We start from the raw sequence: 15,386 nt of genomic DNA, 5'->3' as shown, positions 1-15,386 counted from the left end.
GCCTGGAGTTACATGACATGGCATTCACGACTGCATTGACAAGACACGTTCCCTTTTCCTCGCCGTTCCTGCGCGATGCCGGCTATATCAACGGTAGCTGGACGGCCGGCGGCGCGACCAAGACCTTTGACGTCCTCAATCCTGCCACCGGCGAGGTTCTCGCCTCGCTGCCCGACATGGGGGCTGCCGAGACGCGGGAAGCAATCGACGCCGCCTACGCTGCTCAGCCGGCCTGGGCCGCGCGGCCCGCAAAGGAGCGCGCCGGGATCCTGCGCAAATGGCATGACCTGATGGTCGCTCATGCCGATGAACTGGCCGCCATCCTGACCGCTGAAATGGGCAAGCCTTTCCCCGAGGCCCGCGGCGAGATCCTTTACGCTGCAGCCTATGTCGAATGGTATGCGGAAGAGGCCAAACGCATCTATGGCGAGACAATCCCTGCGCCGTCGAGCGACAAGCGCATGATCGTCATCAAGCAGCCGGTTGGCGTCGTCGGCACGATCACGCCTTGGAATTTTCCGGCCGCGATGATCACTCGCAAGATCGCCCCGGCGCTGGCTGTCGGCTGCGCGGTCGTCTCAAAGCCTGCCGAGCAGACGCCGCTGTCGGCGCTGGCACTTGCCGTTCTCGCCGAGCAGGCCGGTATTCCGGCCGGCGTCTTCAACGTCATCGTCGGAGAAAACGGCCCGGCAATCGGCAAGGAGCTTTGCGGCAACGACAAGGTGCGCAAGATCAGCTTCACCGGATCGACGGAGGTCGGCCGCATTCTGATGCGCCAGTGCGCCGATCAGATCAAGAAGATCAGCCTCGAGCTTGGGGGCAACGCGCCCTTCATCGTCTTTGACGATGCGGATCTGGACGCAGCGGTCGAGGGCGCTCTGGCGTCCAAGTATCGCAATGCCGGCCAGACCTGCGTCTGCGCAAACCGCCTTTATGTCCAGTCAGGAGTCTATGATGCCTTCGCCGCCAAACTTGCGGCCAAAGTCGAGACGATGGCCGTTGGTGACGGTTTCAAGGCTGGCGTGACGATCGGCCCGTTGATCGACGAGCAGGGCCTATCCAAGGTGGAGAGCCACGTTGCAGATGCTGTTTCGAGGGGAGCGAGGATTCTGACGGGCGGCAAGCGCGTCGAGGGTGCCGGCACCTTCTTCACACCGACCGTGCTCACCGGCGTCACCCGCGAGATGAAGGTCGCGCGCGAAGAAACGTTCGGTCCCGTCGCGCCGCTCTTCCGCTTCGATACGGTCGAGGATGTGATCGCCCAGGCCAACGACACCGAGTTCGGCCTCGCCGCCTACTTCTTCGCCGGCGACCTGAAAAAGGTCTGGCGTGTCGCAGAGGCGCTGGAATACGGCATGGTCGGCATCAATACCGGCCTGATGTCGACGGAAACGGCACCCTTCGGCGGCATCAAGCAATCTGGCCTCGGCCGCGAAGGCTCGCGCCACGGTGCCGATGACTATCTGGAGATGAAGTATCTCTGCATGGGCAATGTCTGAGCGACACGTCGCTCACGACAGTTGAGGCATTGCAAACGGGATCGCCGGCCGCGGCGGTCCCGTCTTTTTCGGTTAGCTTTGCTGTGCTTGCCCTCCCAGCTGCCAATCCGGCAGCGGGAAGATGCGGTCATAGGCCCAGTTGAAGACGAACGCGTAGACCACGTAGAAAAGCGCGAAGGACACATCCATCGTCAGCGCCTGAATGACGCTGATGTCGAGGTACCAGGCGATCATCGGCAGCAGCGCGAGCAGCAACCCGACCTCAAACATGACCGCGTGCAGGACACGGACCGCGACATTCTTTTGCGTGCCGCCGGTAAGGTACTGCATCAGATGGTCGAAGCCGAGATTGTAGAGATAGTTCCAGGCTGTCGCGAGCGTCGCGCCGGCGACCCCGATCACGCCGATATCGGCCATAGGCATGCCGAAGGCCAGCGCGCCGAGCGGCGTGACAAGCGCAAGTCCGATAATTTCGAAGCTGATGGCGTGACGGACACGGTCTGCGGTTTTACGCATGGTCTACCCCTAGTGGGAATGTTCGGGTCGTCCCGAGTTGATGCCCATAGAGGGGGAGGTCGTCCTCACACCCTTTTAATAGGTATTCCGGCAGTCGAAAACAAGGGCAGGACCCTGCTCAGTAGTGCGGCGGCCGTGTAATCGCCGGCGCTTCCAGCGATTGCTCCTCAAGCGACAGAAACCGTTCCGTCAGCCTGTCCAGCTTGGCCCGCGTCTGCTCAACGACCTTCCATTGTTCGGCTAGCTGATCGGACAGTTCCTCGATCGTCTTTGCCTGATGGGCAACGATTTCCTCGAGCTTTGTAATGCGGTTCGTCTCTTCGGACATGGAACCTCCTCGCCGCAACCGGCCAATGTCATGCCATCTGAAAAGCGGAAATAGTCCGCGCGGTCAATCGTTTCGAGGGCGGTGACGTGCGATTTGCAAAAGTGAACCGTTTGGTTACTAAAAGCCCTTGCCGCGCCCCACGTTGTGGGGTAGGGCCATAGCCCTTCAGGGAGGAATTCTCATGGATCTTGGTAACGGCTTTCTTCATCCAGACCGGCTCTTTCCGGCCGATCCGGCAATCCGAACGGTCGCGCGGGACCTCTACGAGACGGTTCGGGCCCTGCCGATCGTAAGCCCGCACGGGCATACGGAACCGTCGTGGTTTGCCGACGACAAGCCGTTCGAGGATGCGTCCTCGCTGCTTGTCATTCCGGATCATTATCTCTTCCGCATGCTGCACAGCGTTGGCGTCAAGCTCGACGATCTCGGCGTGCCTCGCCTCGACGGCAAGCCGGTCGCCAAGGGCCGTGACATCTGGCGCGCTTTCGCCGCGCAATACCATCTCTTCCGCGGTACGCCCTCCAGCCTCTGGGTCGATCATGCGATGTCGGCCGTCCTCGGCTGTGAAGAGCCGCTGACGCCTGAAAATGCGGATGCGCTTTACGACCATATCAATGCGCAGCTGGCGCTGCCGGAGTTCCGCCCGCGCGCCCTGCACAAGCGCTTCGGTATCGAGACGATCGCCACGACCGAAGGCGCGCTCGACCCGCTGGTGCATCACCAGAAGATGGCGGAAGACGGCTGGATCGGCCGCGTCCGCACCACCTACCGGCCGGACAGCGTCACCGACCCGGATGCCGTCGGCTTCCGCGAAAACCTGGTTCGGCTTGGCGAACTGACCGATTGCGACGTGACAAAGTGGGATGGGCTGATCGATGCCCACCGCAAGCGCCGCGCCTATTTCCGCCAGTACGGCGCGACTGCCACCGACCATGGCGTGCCGACGGCCTTCACAGCGGACCTGCCGCTGGCTGACAAGCAGCGCTTGCTCGACAAGGCCCACAAGGGGATGCTGAGCGCCGAGGAAACGGAGCTTTACCGCGGCCAGATGCTGACCGAAATGGCCGGGCTTTCAGCCGAAGACGGCATGACGATGCAGATCCATGCCGGCTCGCGCCGCAACACCGATCGCGAACTGTTCCAGACCCGCGGCCCGAACATGGGCGCGGATATCCCGACGCCGACCGATTGGGTCGGCGGGCTTTCGGCGATGCTCGCAAAGTACGGCCATGCGCCGGGCCTGCGCGTCCTCCTCTTCACCCTCGACGAGACGACCTATGCCCGCGAGCTGGCGCCGATGGCCGGCCACTGGTCCTGCCTGATGATCGGCCCACCCTGGTGGTTCCATGACAGCCCGAACGGCATTCGCCGCTATCTCGACCAGGTGGTGGAGACGGCCGGTTTCGCCAACCTGGCGGGCTTCAACGACGATACGCGCGCGCTTCTGTCGATCCCGGCGCGCCACGATGTCTGGCGCCGCGAGGTCTGCCGCTTCCTGGCGCAGTTCGTGACCGAACACCGCATGTCCCGCAAGGAAGCCGAGATCGTTGCCGGCGAGCTCTCCTACGGAAATGCGAAGAAGGCATACAAGCTGTGACCGAACGTCTGACGAGCCTTTCCGACCTCGCGCCGACTGCCAAGCTTCCCGGCTATAATCGCAACGGGTTGAAGCCGGGTATCCTGCATCTCGGTCCCGGCGCATTCTTTCGCGCCCATTTCGCGCCGTTCACGGATGCCGCGATTGCGGTCGCCGGTGGCGATTGGGGCATCGAGGTCGCGAGCCTGCGGACAGCCGACGTTGCCGATCACCTGAATGAGCAGAACGGGCTCTATACAATGCTCGTGCGCGATACATCGGGTACGACGGCGAATATCATCGGTCCGATCCTGCGCGCTCATGTGGCGCCCCGCAATCCCGGCGATCTCCTTGCCCGGCTTGGGGATCCCGCGATCAAGATCGTCAGTCTGACGGTCACCGAGAAGGCTTACGGCTTCGATTCCGCGACCGGCGGCTTGGACTTGAAGCATCCCGACATTGCCGCCGACCTTGCCAACCGCCATGCGCCCCGTGGCGTCATCGGCTACATCGTCGAGGGGCTTGCACGCCGCCGCGCCAAGGGTATCGCGCCGTTCACGCCGCTCAGCTGCGATAACCTGCCGAGCAACGGCGCCGTCCTGAAGCGGCTCGTGCTCGAGTTCGCCGCTCGCATCGATCCGGAGCTTCGTGAGTGGATCGAAAAGAACGTGCCCTTCCCATCGACCATGGTCGATCGCATCACGCCGGCAAGCACGGATGCCACCTATCGCGATGCCGAAAGACACACGGGCAGGCAGGATCTGGTGGCGATCGAGACCGAACCCTTCACGCAATGGGTGATCGAGGATCACTTCGCCAACGGCCGCCCGGAATGGGAAAAGGCCGGCGCGCTGATGGTCGAGGAAGTCTCCGCTTACGAAAAGATGAAGCTGCGGATGCTGAACGGCGCGCACTCGCTGCTAGCCTATCTCGGTTACATAGGCGGCTATGAATTTATCCGCGACGTCATGGATGACGTCGGCCTTGCGGCGCTTGCGCGCCGCCACATGAACGCAGCCGCCGCCACGCTCGATCCCGTGCCCGGTATCGATCTTGAAGTCTATGCCGACGAGTTGATAGCGCGCTTTGCGAACAAGGCGATTGCCCATCGCACCTATCAGATCGCCATGGACGGCACGCAGAAGCTGCCGCAGCGCCTCCTCGAGCCGGCCGCCGAAGCCTTGGCGAACGGCAGCAAGGCGGAAACCTATGCGATCGCAGTGGCTGCCTGGATGCGCTATGCCCTTGGCGTTAACCGGGATGGCGAACGCTACGAATTGCGCGATCCCCGCGCGGGGGAAATTGCTGCTCTCCTGGCCGACGTGCCGCGCAATGGCGGCGCGGTGTCGAAAGCCCTGTTCGGACTATCGGGCCTTTTCCCGGCGGCGCTGACTGGCAATATCGGCTGGACCGAGGATGTGGCGAACAAGCTTGAGATCCTGATCCAGGACAACAAGCTGCCGCTGTTCTAAGGAAGGGTGCTGCGACGGTGCGGGCCGTCGCAGTATGGATTTTCGAGGCCCTTCCATCTGTGGCGAGGGCTGGGTTTTGGCGCGTTGCCCTCCCATGACCCGTCATCCCTGTGCTTGTCACAGGGATCCTGCGCCCAAGTCGTTGGGCGCAGGAGGTTCCTTTCCACGAGTTATGGTCATTCACCGCGCCCGGCCGGTGGCTGGATTCCTGTGACAAGCACAGGAACGACGCCTGGGCTCAGTGCCTATCCCTTCACGCGCGCCATATCGGGATCGTAAAGCGGTTTCAGCGAGACCTGACAGGGCACGCGCTCGCGCGCCACGTCGAGTTCGTAGCTGCCGGACAGCACGAAATCTTCGCTCACACCGCCCGGGTTGCGCACATAGCCGTAGCCGATCGGCTTCCCGATCGTGTAGCCGAAGCCGCCGCTGGAAAGCCAACCCACACGCTTGCCGTCGCGATAGATGGTCTCGCGGCCAAGCAGCACGATATCGGGATCCTCGGGCACGAAGCAGGCGAGCATCTTTTTGACGCCCGACGCGAGCTGCCGTTCGATCGCCTCGCGGCCGCGAAACGGCGTGTCCTTCCTCGTCTTCACGGCCCAGCCAAGCCCGGCTTCAACAGGTGTATGATCGGGACCGATGTCCGAGCCCCAGGCGCGATAGCCCTTCTCGAGGCGGCAGCTTTCGATGGCGCGGTAACCGGCATTGGTAAGCTGCAGCGGAGCGCCCGCTGCCATCAGCGCATCATAAACGGTCGTCGCATATTCAACCGGCACATGCAGTTCGTAGCCGAGCTCGCCGACATAGGTGATGCGCAGCGCCCGCACCGGGCAGCCGGCAATGCCGATCGTCTTGACGCGACCGAATGGGAACGCCGCATTGGAAACATCGCTGCTCGTCACCTTCTCCAGCACGGCGCGCGCATTCGGCCCCATCAGAGACAGCGCGGAGTAGGCTGAGGTGACATCGACAAGTTCCGCATGCATTCCGCTCGGAATACTGCGCGCTATCCAATCGAAATCGTGGGTCGCAAAGCCAGTGCCGGTGACGATGTAGTATTCGTCGTTGGCGATGCGCGCACAGGTCAGGTCGCATTCGATGCCGCCCTTGTCGTTCAGCATCTGCGTGTAAATCAGCGATCCGATCGGTTTGGCAACATCGTTGGAGGCGATCCACGACAGCGCCGCCTCGGCATCGCGCCCCTTCAGCACGAACTTGGCGAAGGAGGTCTGGTCGAAGATGACGGCGGCCTCGCGCACAGCCTTGTGCTCGCGGCCGACGGCATCGAACCAGTTCTGGCGGCCATAGGTGTAGACATCCTTCGGTTCCTCGTTGGCGAAGAGATCGGCAAACCAGTTTGGCCTTTCCCAGCCAAGCTTTTCGCCGAAGCAGGCGCCCTGTGCCGTGAGCCGGTCGTAGAGCGGCGATTTGCGGCACGGCCGGCCGCTCGAATACTCCTCGAAGGGGAAGGCCAGCGTGTAATGCTTGCCATAGGCCTCGAGCGTGCGGGTTCGCACCCAGTCGGTATCGAAATGCGGCCTGCCGAAGCGGCGGAGATCGACCGGCCAGAGATCGTAGGGCGGCTCGCCCTTGGCGACCCATTCGGCCAGCGCCATGCCGGCACCACCGCCGGATGCGATGCCAAAGGCATTGAAGCCGGCACCGACGAAGAAATTCTTCAGCTCCGGGGCCTCGCCGAGAATGAAGTTGCCATCAGGCGTAAAGCTCTCCGGTCCGTTCAGCAGCTGCTTGACACCGACAGACTCGAGCGCCGGAACGCGGCCAAGCGCCTGCTCCATGATCTGCTCGAAATGGTCGAAATTGCTGTCGAGCAGGGTGTAGTGGAAGCCCTCGGGAATGCCCTTCACCGCCCAGGGGATAGGGTTCGGCTCATATCCGCCCATGACGATGCCGCCGACTTCTTCCTTGTAATAGGTCAGCCGGTCCGGATCGCGCAGCGTCGGCAGGTTCGACGGAACGCCGAAGGACTCGGTGATGATGTATTGGTGCTCGACGGAGACGAGCGGCACGTTGACGCCGAAGCGCGCAGCAAAGGATCGCGTCCACTGGCCAGCGCAGACAACGACGCGCTCGCACTCGATCCGCCCGTGCTCGGTGATCACGGCGCGGATCCGGCCCTTGTCTATCTCGAGATCGAGAACCTCGGTATCCTCGAATGTCGAGACGCCCGACATGCGCGCGCCCTTGGCAAGCGCCTGCGTGATATCGGACGGATTGGCCTGGCCATCGGTCGGCAGGTAGGCGGCGCCGACGAGGTCGTCTATCGTCATCAGCGGCCAGAGGTCGAAAGCCTCTTGCGGTGTCAGCAGCTGCATATCGAGCCCAAAGGATTGCGCCGTCGTCGCCTGCCGTTTGACTTCGGTCCAGCGTTCCTCGTTGCAGGCAAGCCTGAGACCGCCATTCATTTTCCAGCCGGTGCCCAACCCCGTCTCGGCTTCCAGTTTCTTGTAGAGATCGACGGAATAGCCGAGCAGCTGGGTGATGTTGGCGCTGGTGCGCAGCTGGCCGACGAGGCCGGCTGCATGAAAGGTCGTGCCCGAGGTCAGCTTCTTGCGCTCGAGGAGAACCGTGTCCGTCCAGCCGAGCTTGCCGAGATGGTAGGCCGTCGAGCAGCCGATGATGCCGCCGCCGATGACGACCGCCTTGGCGGTCTTTGGCAATTCCTTCGTCATATTATCGGTCCTGTTCAAAAAGGTCGTAGGCGCGCTCGAAGCGCGCAAGATTCTCGGCCGTATAGCCGGCATAGTCGAAATCGATGGTGGAATGGATCTCGGAGACCATGCTCCACAGCGTCTCACGCAGCAGCGAAGCGCATTTCATCGCCGTGTAGCGGTACCAGAGATCGCTCGTCACTGCCTGACCGAAGTAGATCTCCAGCATTTGGTGTTCGTCCTCCTCGCCAAGCTGGTTGTTGGAGGCGAGCCCCCCGAGATCGAAGAGCGGTGTATTGAAGCCGGCATAGTCCCAATCGATCAGCCAGAGGCGCTTGCCGTCATCCAGGAAGTTTGCCGCAAGTAGATCGTTGTGGCCGAAGGCTATGTCAAAGGGACCGGCCGCCTTCTCGAGCCGCTCCGCTTTTTCAAGCGCGGCTGGCAGGCGTGCAACATAGGTGCTGCCGGTGGCAGCGAGATGCGCCGCATAGTCTCGAATGACGTGAAACACCCAGAAGATTGCGGCGGGGCCGCGGAAGTGTCGGGCGATCTCCCGATGACAAGCGTGCACGAGCGGCACCACGCGCTTGAGCATTGCGGGATTCTTTATGTCGTCGGGTGTCAGCGCCCTGGCTTCGATGAAATCAAGGACCAGTACGCCGGGCTGATGATGGATTACGGCCGGCGAAAGCCCGGCTGCGTGTGCGGCGTGGCTGGCGGCAAGCTCGTTCTGCCGGCTGATGTGATGAACGGGAATGTCTTCTCCGAGCCGAACGACACGGCGAACCGCGCGATCCCGCACCAGATAATTCCGGTTGGTGATGCCGCCGGTGATAGGCTCAATCTCGATCGGACCCTGCCAGATGCCGAGTGCATAAATCCGATCTTCAGGCGTCACGCTAGTCTCCCCTCGCGGCCTATCCTATTGAAATCATGGCCAGAGCGGGATCGGCTGTCAAGCGTGCTAGATGGTAGCACCCGAGGCGTCGAAGACGTGACACCGCGCCGGGTCGAACGAGGCCTTCACGTTCGTCCCCCGTTCGACCTTCTGCTGCCCGTCGAGCGCGATCGTCAGTTGCTGCCCATCCGGCGTCGTTGCATAGAGCATCGTCGCGCCGCCGAGGTTCTCGACAAGATCCACGTTGACGGTCGCGAGCGTGATACCGCTGTTTTCAAGCACGGAGAGATGCTCCGGGCGGATGCCGAAAGTGACGGTTTGTCCGGCCTCGGCCTTGAGCCTGCGCGGCAGGCGAACGGAATTGCCGCAGACGTTGATGGTCGTCTCGGCTTCGCCGACCTGCTCGACGCGCGCCTGCAGGAAGTTCATCTTCGGGCTGCCGATAAAGCCTGCCACGAAACGGTTGGCCGGATTGTTGTAGAGATCGAGCGGTGCGCCGACCTGCTCGATGCGGCCAGCGTTCAGCACGACGATCTTGTCGGCCATGGTCATGGCTTCCACCTGATCGTGGGTGACGTAGATCATCGTGTTGCCGAGGCTGCGGTGCAGCCGTGAAATCTCCACACGCATCTGCACGCGCAGTTCCGCGTCGAGGTTGGAGAGCGGTTCGTCGAATAGGAAGATGCGCGGCTCGCGTACGATCGCGCGGCCGATCGCCACGCGCTGGCGTTGGCCGCCGGAGAGTGCCTTCGGCTTGCGCTCCAACAGCTTTTCGATCTGCAGGATTTCGGCGGCGCGCTTCACCTTCGGCTGGATTTCGGCTTTCTTGTAGCCAGCAGTCTCCAATCCAAAGGCAAGGTTCTTGTAAACCGACATATGGGGATAGAGGGCATAGGACTGGAAGACCATCGCGATGCCGCGCTTGGCCGGCGCCACTTCATTCATCCGCTCGTTGTCGAGTAGAAGTGCGCCGCCGCTAATCTCCTCGAGCCCCGCGATCATGCGCAGCAGGGTGGACTTGCCACAGCCTGACGGGCCGACAAAGACCGCGAACTCGCCGGGATCGATCTTCAGGTCGATACCGTGAATGACGTCCAGGGAGCCGTACCGCTTCTCGACCTTCTGGAGAACGACGCTTGTTGCCATGATCTCAGGATCCTCCCTGGTCCATTATTTCGTGCGAGCACGCCAGTCGGCGTACTTCGGGCTGTCCGATCCGATTGGCAGGATGACTTCGCTGCCGGTATCGGACGATTGGTAGATGGCGGTCACGAGTTCCAGCGCGCGGCGCGCGTCCCCTGTTGTCACCGGCAGCGGTCCATTGCCGCTGAGAAAGGCGTGGAAATGCTCCATCTGCGTGGTAAAGCGCGGCGCGACCGGTCGCCAATGACCGATGATGGCATTGATGCGCGCCTGCACATCGTCATTCGCGGCGATGATCTTCCATGGATCTTTGCCTGGCGAGTAAGGTTCATGATTGCTTTCGAAGGTGACGTTTTCAAAGTGCAGCCGCAAACGGCTGATCTCCTCCTGGGAGCCCAGCGTGCAGGAGAGAGACACGAAGGCGCCGCTCTGCATCAATAGGCTTGCCGACGCACAGTCCTCGACCTCGATGTCGTTGACGCGAGTTGCAACGCGACCGAACACCTTCGATACCGGCCCCATCAGATGCAACAGCATATCGTGCAGGTGCAGCGCATGGGTTACCAACACGCCCCCAAGCTCTGTTGCCCATTTGCCGCGCCAGGGCACGGAGTAATATTCGGGCATTCGGCGCCAGAAAGTCTCCACCGAGCCCAGATAAGGCCTGCCCGCGATACCCGCCTCGATGATCCGCTTCGCCTTCTCGATGCCGTCGCCGTAGCGATACTGGAAGATCGGCATCAGCGTGCCCTTGGCCGTCTTCTCCGCCTCCATGATCGTGTCGACGCCGGAAAGCGATCCGGTTAGCGGCTTCTCGCAGATGACGTGCTTGCCGGCGGCGAGAGCTGCCACCACCTGCTCAAGGTGAATGCCGGGCGGAGTGCAGATATCGACGATGTCGACACTCGCGTCATCAAGCACATCGGCAAACGAGGTCGTGCGCTTGGCGATGTCGAATTCGTCGCCGATTTCCCGCAGGCGTTCCTCGTTCAGGTCGCAGATCGCCACGACCTTGAACTTGTCGGGATGCGGCAGGTAGCCTTCGACGATGTGTGAACGGCCGATACCGCAGCCGACGATGGCAACTCTCTTGATACTCATTGACCTATGTCCGTAATTGCATCAGCGCTTCATGCCGGTCGTGGCGATGCCCTCGATCAGCAGGCGCTGGAAGAACAGGAAGAAGAAGAACACCGGCACCAGCGTCAGCGTGGACATGGCGAACAGGCCGCCCCAATCCGATGCGCTGGTCGAGTCGACGAATGTGCGCAGACCGAGCTGGATCGTGTAGGTGTTCATATCGTTGAGGTAGATCAATGGCCCGAAGAAGTCGTCCCAGGTCCAGATGAAGGAGAAGATCGCGGCGGTCGCAAGCACCGGCAGCGACAGCGGCAGCATGATCTTCCAATAGATGCGCCAGGCGCTGCAGCCGTCCATCATGGCGGCCTCATCGAGCTCGCGCGGGATACCGCGGAAGAACTGAACCATCAGGAAGATGAAGAAGGCATCGCTTGCCAGGAACTTCGGCACGACAAGCGGCAGGATGGTGTTCACCCACCCGAGGTTGAGGAACAGCACATACTGCGGAATGAGCGTCACGTGATACGGGATCATCAGCGTGCCGAGCATGATCGCAAACCAGAAGTTCCGGCCGGCAAAGCGCAGGCGTGCAAAAGCATAGGCTGCCAGCGAGCAGGCAACGACATTGCCGATGACTGTCAAAATCGAGATGACGAGCGAGTTCCAGAAGAAGCGGCCGAAAGTGATGTCGAGCCCGATCCAGCCGCGCAGGTAGGACGAGAAGTCGATCGACGACGGAATAAGCGACGTAGACGAGAAGATCTCGTTTTCTGGGCGGACTGAAGCGGACACCATCCACAGCAGCGGATAGAGCATCAGCAGCGAGCCAAGGATCAGCAGCGTGTGGATCGCGATTGACGTCGGAAAGGTGCGCTTGGTGATATCAGACGGCGGCGCCGTGACAGCAGTGGTGATCCCGTTAGTCATCGTAGTGCACCCAATAACGCGAGGTCAGGAAGGAGAAGGCAGTGAAGATCGCGATGATCAGCACGAGGATCCAGGCAAGCGCCGAGGCGTAGCCCATGCGGAAGTTTCCGAAAGCCTCCTGATAGAGATAGAGCGTGTAGAACAGCGTCGAATTGATCGGTCCGCCCGTCCCACCCGAGATGATGAAGGCCGGCGTGAAGGCCTTGAAGGCGTCGATCGTCTGGACGACGGCATTGAAGAAGATAACAGGCGTCAGGAGCGGCAGGGTGATCTTGTAGAACTGCCGGAACTTGGATGCTCCGTCGAGGCTGGCCGCCTCATACATGTCGGTCGGAATCTGCCGCAGACCAGCCAGGAAGATGATCATCGGAGAGCCGAACTGCCAGACGCTGAGTGCCACGAGCGTGTAGAGCGAGTAGCTCGGATGCGAGATCCAGCTCGGTCCCTGGATGCCCAAGTGGGCAAGTGCGGCATTGACCAGTCCGTCGCCGGCAAACAGTTGCCGCCAGAGGACGGCGATCGCCACGCTGCCGCCCAACAACGACGGCAGATAGAAGATCGCGCGGTAGAGCGGCAGGCCGCGAACGCCCTTGTTAAGGGCCATTGCGACCAATAGCGCGAAGGTCAGCTTGAAGGGCACCGACAGCACCACATAAGTCAGCGTGACCCGCATCGCTGCGGCAAATTTCGGGTCGGCGGTTGCGATGCGCACGTAGTTTGCCGCGCCCACCCACTCGGCCGACCGGATCATGTCGAAATCCGTGAACGAGAGGTAGAGCGAGATGACGGCCGGTCCGAGCGTCAGCCCGAAGAAGCCGATCAGCCACGGCAAAAGGAAGAGATAGCCTGGGGCATTGGCGGTCCAGAGGCGTTTGAAACGCCCCTGGGCTGCCGCCCCATATTCACTCTTGATACCCTCCGGGGCGGTCGTGCGCATCACATCACTCATCCGCGTCAGCCTTTGGCGAGAATGCGGCTGAGTTCGTCGACCAACTGCTTGCCACCGTCGCTCGGCGAAAGCTGGCCGAAGGCAATTTGCTCGGCGATCGTGCGAAGCACGACCTGGCCTTCACCGGCACCGGAGGGCGGCGGCGGCGGCAACTTGCCGGCAAGGTCACCAAGGCCGCTGACATAGTCGAGCGCGATCTTGCCTGTTGCATCAAGCTTGGCAGCCACGACGTCGCGCATCGCCTTCGATTCCGGAATACCGCGTTCGACGTCGAGCGCGAGAGCGGCATCGGGGTTGGTGACGAAGAAGTTGACGTAGTCGACAGCTTGGTCGATCACCTTCGACTGCGAGGATACGGAGAAGAACATCGACGGCTTGCGGTAGTGGCCGCCCTTCGAATCCGACTTGATGCGCGGATAGTTGTTCAGCGCAAGCTTGTCCTTGCTGACGGCCTGGAAGCCGACGAACTGGTTACTGTGCGCGTAGTCGGCAGCAGCCTTGCCGAGCGTGACCGGGCTAGTGTCGATCGTATCCTTGTAGAGCGCCTGGACATCAGGTGGCACGCAGGCGTTCGCTTCGCGGAACTTGCTCCACATGTCGAACCATTCAGAAGCGTCCTCTGCGCCGAACGCGACCTTGGAATCGGCCGTGTAGAGTGCCTTGCCGCGCTGTCTGAGATAGTTTTCCAGGAGCGGTTCGTTGCCACTGCCGTCGGCAAAGCCGAAGAAGCCCTTGCGCTTGCCGGCCTTGGTAATCTCGGCACCGATCTTGCCAAACTCTTCCCAGGTGGTTGCCTGCGTCGGCAGATCGACGCCAGCTTCCTGGAACGCGGTGGTGTTCAGAACGGTCGCTGCGGCGTTGGCGCCGAGGCTGACGCCGTAGAAGTGCCCGTCAACGCTGCCGCCCTCGATCTGCGCCGGGTCGAAATCGCCAAGATTGAGCTTCGACGGCATGTAGGACTCGAGCGGGGCGAGCGCGCCGCGCCGTGCATATTCAACGATATAGCGGTAGTCCATCTGGATGACGTCGGGCGCATTGCGGCCGGCGACCTGCGTCGCCAGGCGTGGCCAATAGTCGCCCCATCCGAGGAATTCACCGGTGATGGACGTTCCCGCATTCTTTGTCTGATAGAGTTGCGAGACCTTGTTGGTGCGGTCGGCGCGGGGCTGCGAACCCCACCATAGAAGCCGCAAGCGGGTGTCGGCGGCAAAAGCCTTGGATCCCAGTGCGGACAGTGAAAGAAGCGTTGCTCCCCCCGCCATGAAGTTACGTCTGCTTACGCGTAGTGTCATCTGTTCTCCTCCTCCCTTGGGGAGCGCCTCCACACGCTCCTTGCTGGTTTCTCTTGCAACAAATAACTAATTGGTTACAAGCTATGGAGAAGCGTTGAGGCTGTCAAGCGCTGATGTGATAGCCCTCCTCTCGCTTCTCGTTTTTACAATCTGTTCTCAACGTATTATGAGCGCAATGGGGAAATTAGAAAGGTGAACCGATGGAAGGCGCTGGCGGAAATGGGGAAAAGAAGAGAGTAAGGCGGCAATCGCCCGAGCGTGTACTGCAACGCGATCCGGAACGGACTCGTGCAGCAATCCTCGAGGCCGCGACCAAGGAATTCGCCGAGAACGGCATGGGCGGGGCTCGTGTCGATGCCATCGCCGAGCGTGCCGGGACAAACAAGCGGATGCTCTACCATTACTTCGGCGACAAGGAGCAGCTGTATCTCAGGGTGCTCGAGGAGGCCTATGTTGGTATCCGCACCGCCGAGCGCGAGCTGCATATCGGCGACAGGACGCCGCAGGAAGGCATTGGCGAACTGGCGCTGTTTACCTGGCGGTATTTTCTGAAGCATCCCGAATTCCTCAGCCTGCTCGGGACCGAGAACCTTCACCGCGCGCGCTGGCTGCGCCAATCCGTCCGGCTCAAGGAGTTGCATTCGCATCTGATTGGAGAACTCTCCGACGTGCTGGAGCGCGGCAAGAAGGCCGGTGTCTTCATCGCAAACGCCGATCCGCTCAATGTCTATCTGACGATTGCCTCGCTTGGATATTTCTACCTGTCCAATCAGTACACGCTTTCGACGATTTTCGGCCGCGACCTGGTCGAGCCCGGCAATCTCGATGCCTGGGAACGCCACATCGTCCACGTGACCCTCGCATCGATTTCTGCCTGATCCGCGAAATTCGAGATCGGCTATTGACAGGAAACCATCTCTGCCGTCAGGTAACCGTTTAGTTACAGCCTTGCCATGAGCCGCGAGTAGCGGGCGCGGTTTTTGTCGGCCAGGCGTCAGGACGCTGTTCGTTTCATACGCATGAGGAGGATC

13 protein-coding genes are annotated in these 15,386 nt (G+C 61.5%); 4 read left to right on the top strand and 9 right to left on the bottom strand.

The window, feature by feature from the left end; genetic code table 11:
• Nucleotides 1-17 precede the first annotated feature (17 nt).
• Nucleotides 18-1,499 (top strand): NAD-dependent succinate-semialdehyde dehydrogenase, encoded by a 1,482-nt coding sequence (locus tag AC1DE4_RS02730; protein WP_477879755.1) that lies wholly within the window; start codon nucleotides 18-20, stop codon nucleotides 1,497-1,499.
• 72 nt (nucleotides 1,500-1,571) lie between these two features.
• On the opposite strand, the gene AC1DE4_RS02725 is transcribed toward AC1DE4_RS02730, so the two are convergent.
• Both AC1DE4_RS02725 and AC1DE4_RS02720 read right to left on the bottom strand, forming a co-directional pair.
• Nucleotides 1,572-2,015 (bottom strand): PACE efflux transporter, encoded by a 444-nt coding sequence (locus AC1DE4_RS02725; protein WP_477879753.1) that lies wholly within the window; start codon nucleotides 2,013-2,015, stop codon nucleotides 1,572-1,574.
• A 118-nt stretch (nucleotides 2,016-2,133) separates the two neighbouring features.
• Nucleotides 2,134-2,343 (bottom strand): SlyX family protein, encoded by a 210-nt coding sequence (locus tag AC1DE4_RS02720; protein ID WP_025659747.1) that lies wholly within the window; start codon nucleotides 2,341-2,343, stop codon nucleotides 2,134-2,136.
• 181 nt (nucleotides 2,344-2,524) lie between these two features.
• Here AC1DE4_RS02720 and uxaC point away from each other — a divergent pair, with 181 nt between their 5' ends.
• Both uxaC and AC1DE4_RS02710 read left to right on the top strand, forming a co-directional pair.
• Nucleotides 2,525-3,940 carry a glucuronate isomerase gene (uxaC, locus tag AC1DE4_RS02715; RefSeq protein WP_025659748.1) on the top strand — a complete coding sequence of 472 codons (1,416 nt, stop codon included), beginning with the start codon at nucleotides 2,525-2,527 and terminating at the stop codon, nucleotides 3,938-3,940.
• Nucleotides 3,937-5,391: a mannitol dehydrogenase family protein gene (locus AC1DE4_RS02710; RefSeq protein ID WP_025659749.1), complete on the top strand. Its 1,455-nt coding sequence runs from the start codon at nucleotides 3,937-3,939 to the stop codon at nucleotides 5,389-5,391. The genes uxaC and AC1DE4_RS02710 overlap by 4 nt, the downstream gene beginning before the upstream one ends.
• Nucleotides 5,392-5,636: 245 nt before the next feature.
• On the opposite strand, the gene AC1DE4_RS02705 is transcribed toward AC1DE4_RS02710, so the two are convergent.
• The 7 genes from AC1DE4_RS02705 to AC1DE4_RS02675 form a co-directional block, all read right to left on the bottom strand.
• Complete coding sequence (locus tag AC1DE4_RS02705; RefSeq protein ID WP_477879750.1) at nucleotides 5,637-8,087, bottom strand: GcvT family protein; 2,451 nt, start codon at nucleotides 8,085-8,087, stop codon at nucleotides 5,637-5,639.
• Nucleotide 8,088: 1 nt separating this feature from the next.
• Nucleotides 8,089-8,964, bottom strand: a complete 876-nt coding sequence (locus tag AC1DE4_RS02700; protein WP_025659751.1) for a phosphotransferase — start codon at nucleotides 8,962-8,964, stop codon at nucleotides 8,089-8,091.
• Between the two features lie 66 nt (nucleotides 8,965-9,030).
• Entirely contained in the window at nucleotides 9,031-10,110 is a 1,080-nt protein-coding gene (locus AC1DE4_RS02695; protein WP_025659752.1) for an ABC transporter ATP-binding protein, read from the bottom strand.
• Nucleotides 10,111-10,134: 24 nt separating this feature from the next.
• On the bottom strand, nucleotides 10,135-11,208 hold the full coding sequence (locus AC1DE4_RS02690) for a Gfo/Idh/MocA family protein (protein ID WP_018855355.1): 1,074 nt from the start codon (nucleotides 11,206-11,208) through the stop codon (nucleotides 10,135-10,137).
• A 21-nt stretch (nucleotides 11,209-11,229) separates the two neighbouring features.
• Entirely contained in the window at nucleotides 11,230-12,114 is an 885-nt protein-coding gene (locus tag AC1DE4_RS02685; protein ID WP_025659753.1) for a carbohydrate ABC transporter permease, read from the bottom strand.
• Entirely contained in the window at nucleotides 12,107-13,063 is a 957-nt protein-coding gene (locus tag AC1DE4_RS02680) for a carbohydrate ABC transporter permease (protein ID WP_025659754.1), read from the bottom strand. Before AC1DE4_RS02680 ends, AC1DE4_RS02685 begins: the two co-directional genes overlap by 8 nt.
• Before the next feature lie 5 nt (nucleotides 13,064-13,068).
• Nucleotides 13,069-14,355: an ABC transporter substrate-binding protein gene (locus AC1DE4_RS02675; protein WP_025659755.1), complete on the bottom strand. Its 1,287-nt coding sequence runs from the start codon at nucleotides 14,353-14,355 to the stop codon at nucleotides 13,069-13,071.
• 200 nt (nucleotides 14,356-14,555) lie between these two features.
• Here AC1DE4_RS02675 and AC1DE4_RS02670 point away from each other — a divergent pair, with 200 nt between their 5' ends.
• Nucleotides 14,556-15,233, top strand: coding sequence for a TetR/AcrR family transcriptional regulator (locus tag AC1DE4_RS02670; RefSeq protein ID WP_025659756.1), 678 nt, complete (start codon nucleotides 14,556-14,558; stop codon nucleotides 15,231-15,233).
• The last annotated feature ends 153 nt before the right edge of the window (nucleotides 15,234-15,386 follow it).

It is taken from the genome of Rhizobium sp. 10N414 (assembly GCF_056394785.1).
The sequence above is the reverse complement of the archived record's forward strand: the minus strand, read 5'-3'. Positions and strand labels throughout refer to the sequence as shown.

What these genes read in the sequence shown, in the direction of transcription:
- AC1DE4_RS02690 (WP_018855355.1), bottom strand. Translation starts at nt 11,208, where the DNA reads ATGAGTATCAAGAGAGTTGCCATCGTCGGCTGCGGTATCGGCCGTTCA.
- AC1DE4_RS02720 (WP_025659747.1), bottom strand. Translation starts at nt 2,343, where the DNA reads ATGTCCGAAGAGACGAACCGCATTACAAAGCTCGAGGAAATCGTTGCC.
- AC1DE4_RS02670 (WP_025659756.1), top strand. Translation starts at nt 14,556, where the DNA reads ATGGAAGGCGCTGGCGGAAATGGGGAAAAGAAGAGAGTAAGGCGGCAA.
- AC1DE4_RS02730 (WP_477879755.1), top strand. Translation starts at nt 18, where the DNA reads ATGGCATTCACGACTGCATTGACAAGACACGTTCCCTTTTCCTCGCCG.
- AC1DE4_RS02705 (WP_477879750.1), bottom strand. Translation starts at nt 8,087, where the DNA reads ATGACGAAGGAATTGCCAAAGACCGCCAAGGCGGTCGTCATCGGCGGC.
- uxaC (WP_025659748.1), top strand. Translation starts at nt 2,525, where the DNA reads ATGGATCTTGGTAACGGCTTTCTTCATCCAGACCGGCTCTTTCCGGCC.
- AC1DE4_RS02685 (WP_025659753.1), bottom strand. Translation starts at nt 12,114, where the DNA reads ATGACTAACGGGATCACCACTGCTGTCACGGCGCCGCCGTCTGATATC.
- AC1DE4_RS02725 (WP_477879753.1), bottom strand. Translation starts at nt 2,015, where the DNA reads ATGCGTAAAACCGCAGACCGTGTCCGTCACGCCATCAGCTTCGAAATT.
- AC1DE4_RS02695 (WP_025659752.1), bottom strand. Translation starts at nt 10,110, where the DNA reads ATGGCAACAAGCGTCGTTCTCCAGAAGGTCGAGAAGCGGTACGGCTCC.
- AC1DE4_RS02680 (WP_025659754.1), bottom strand. Translation starts at nt 13,063, where the DNA reads ATGAGTGATGTGATGCGCACGACCGCCCCGGAGGGTATCAAGAGTGAA.
- AC1DE4_RS02675 (WP_025659755.1), bottom strand. Translation starts at nt 14,355, where the DNA reads ATGACACTACGCGTAAGCAGACGTAACTTCATGGCGGGGGGAGCAACG.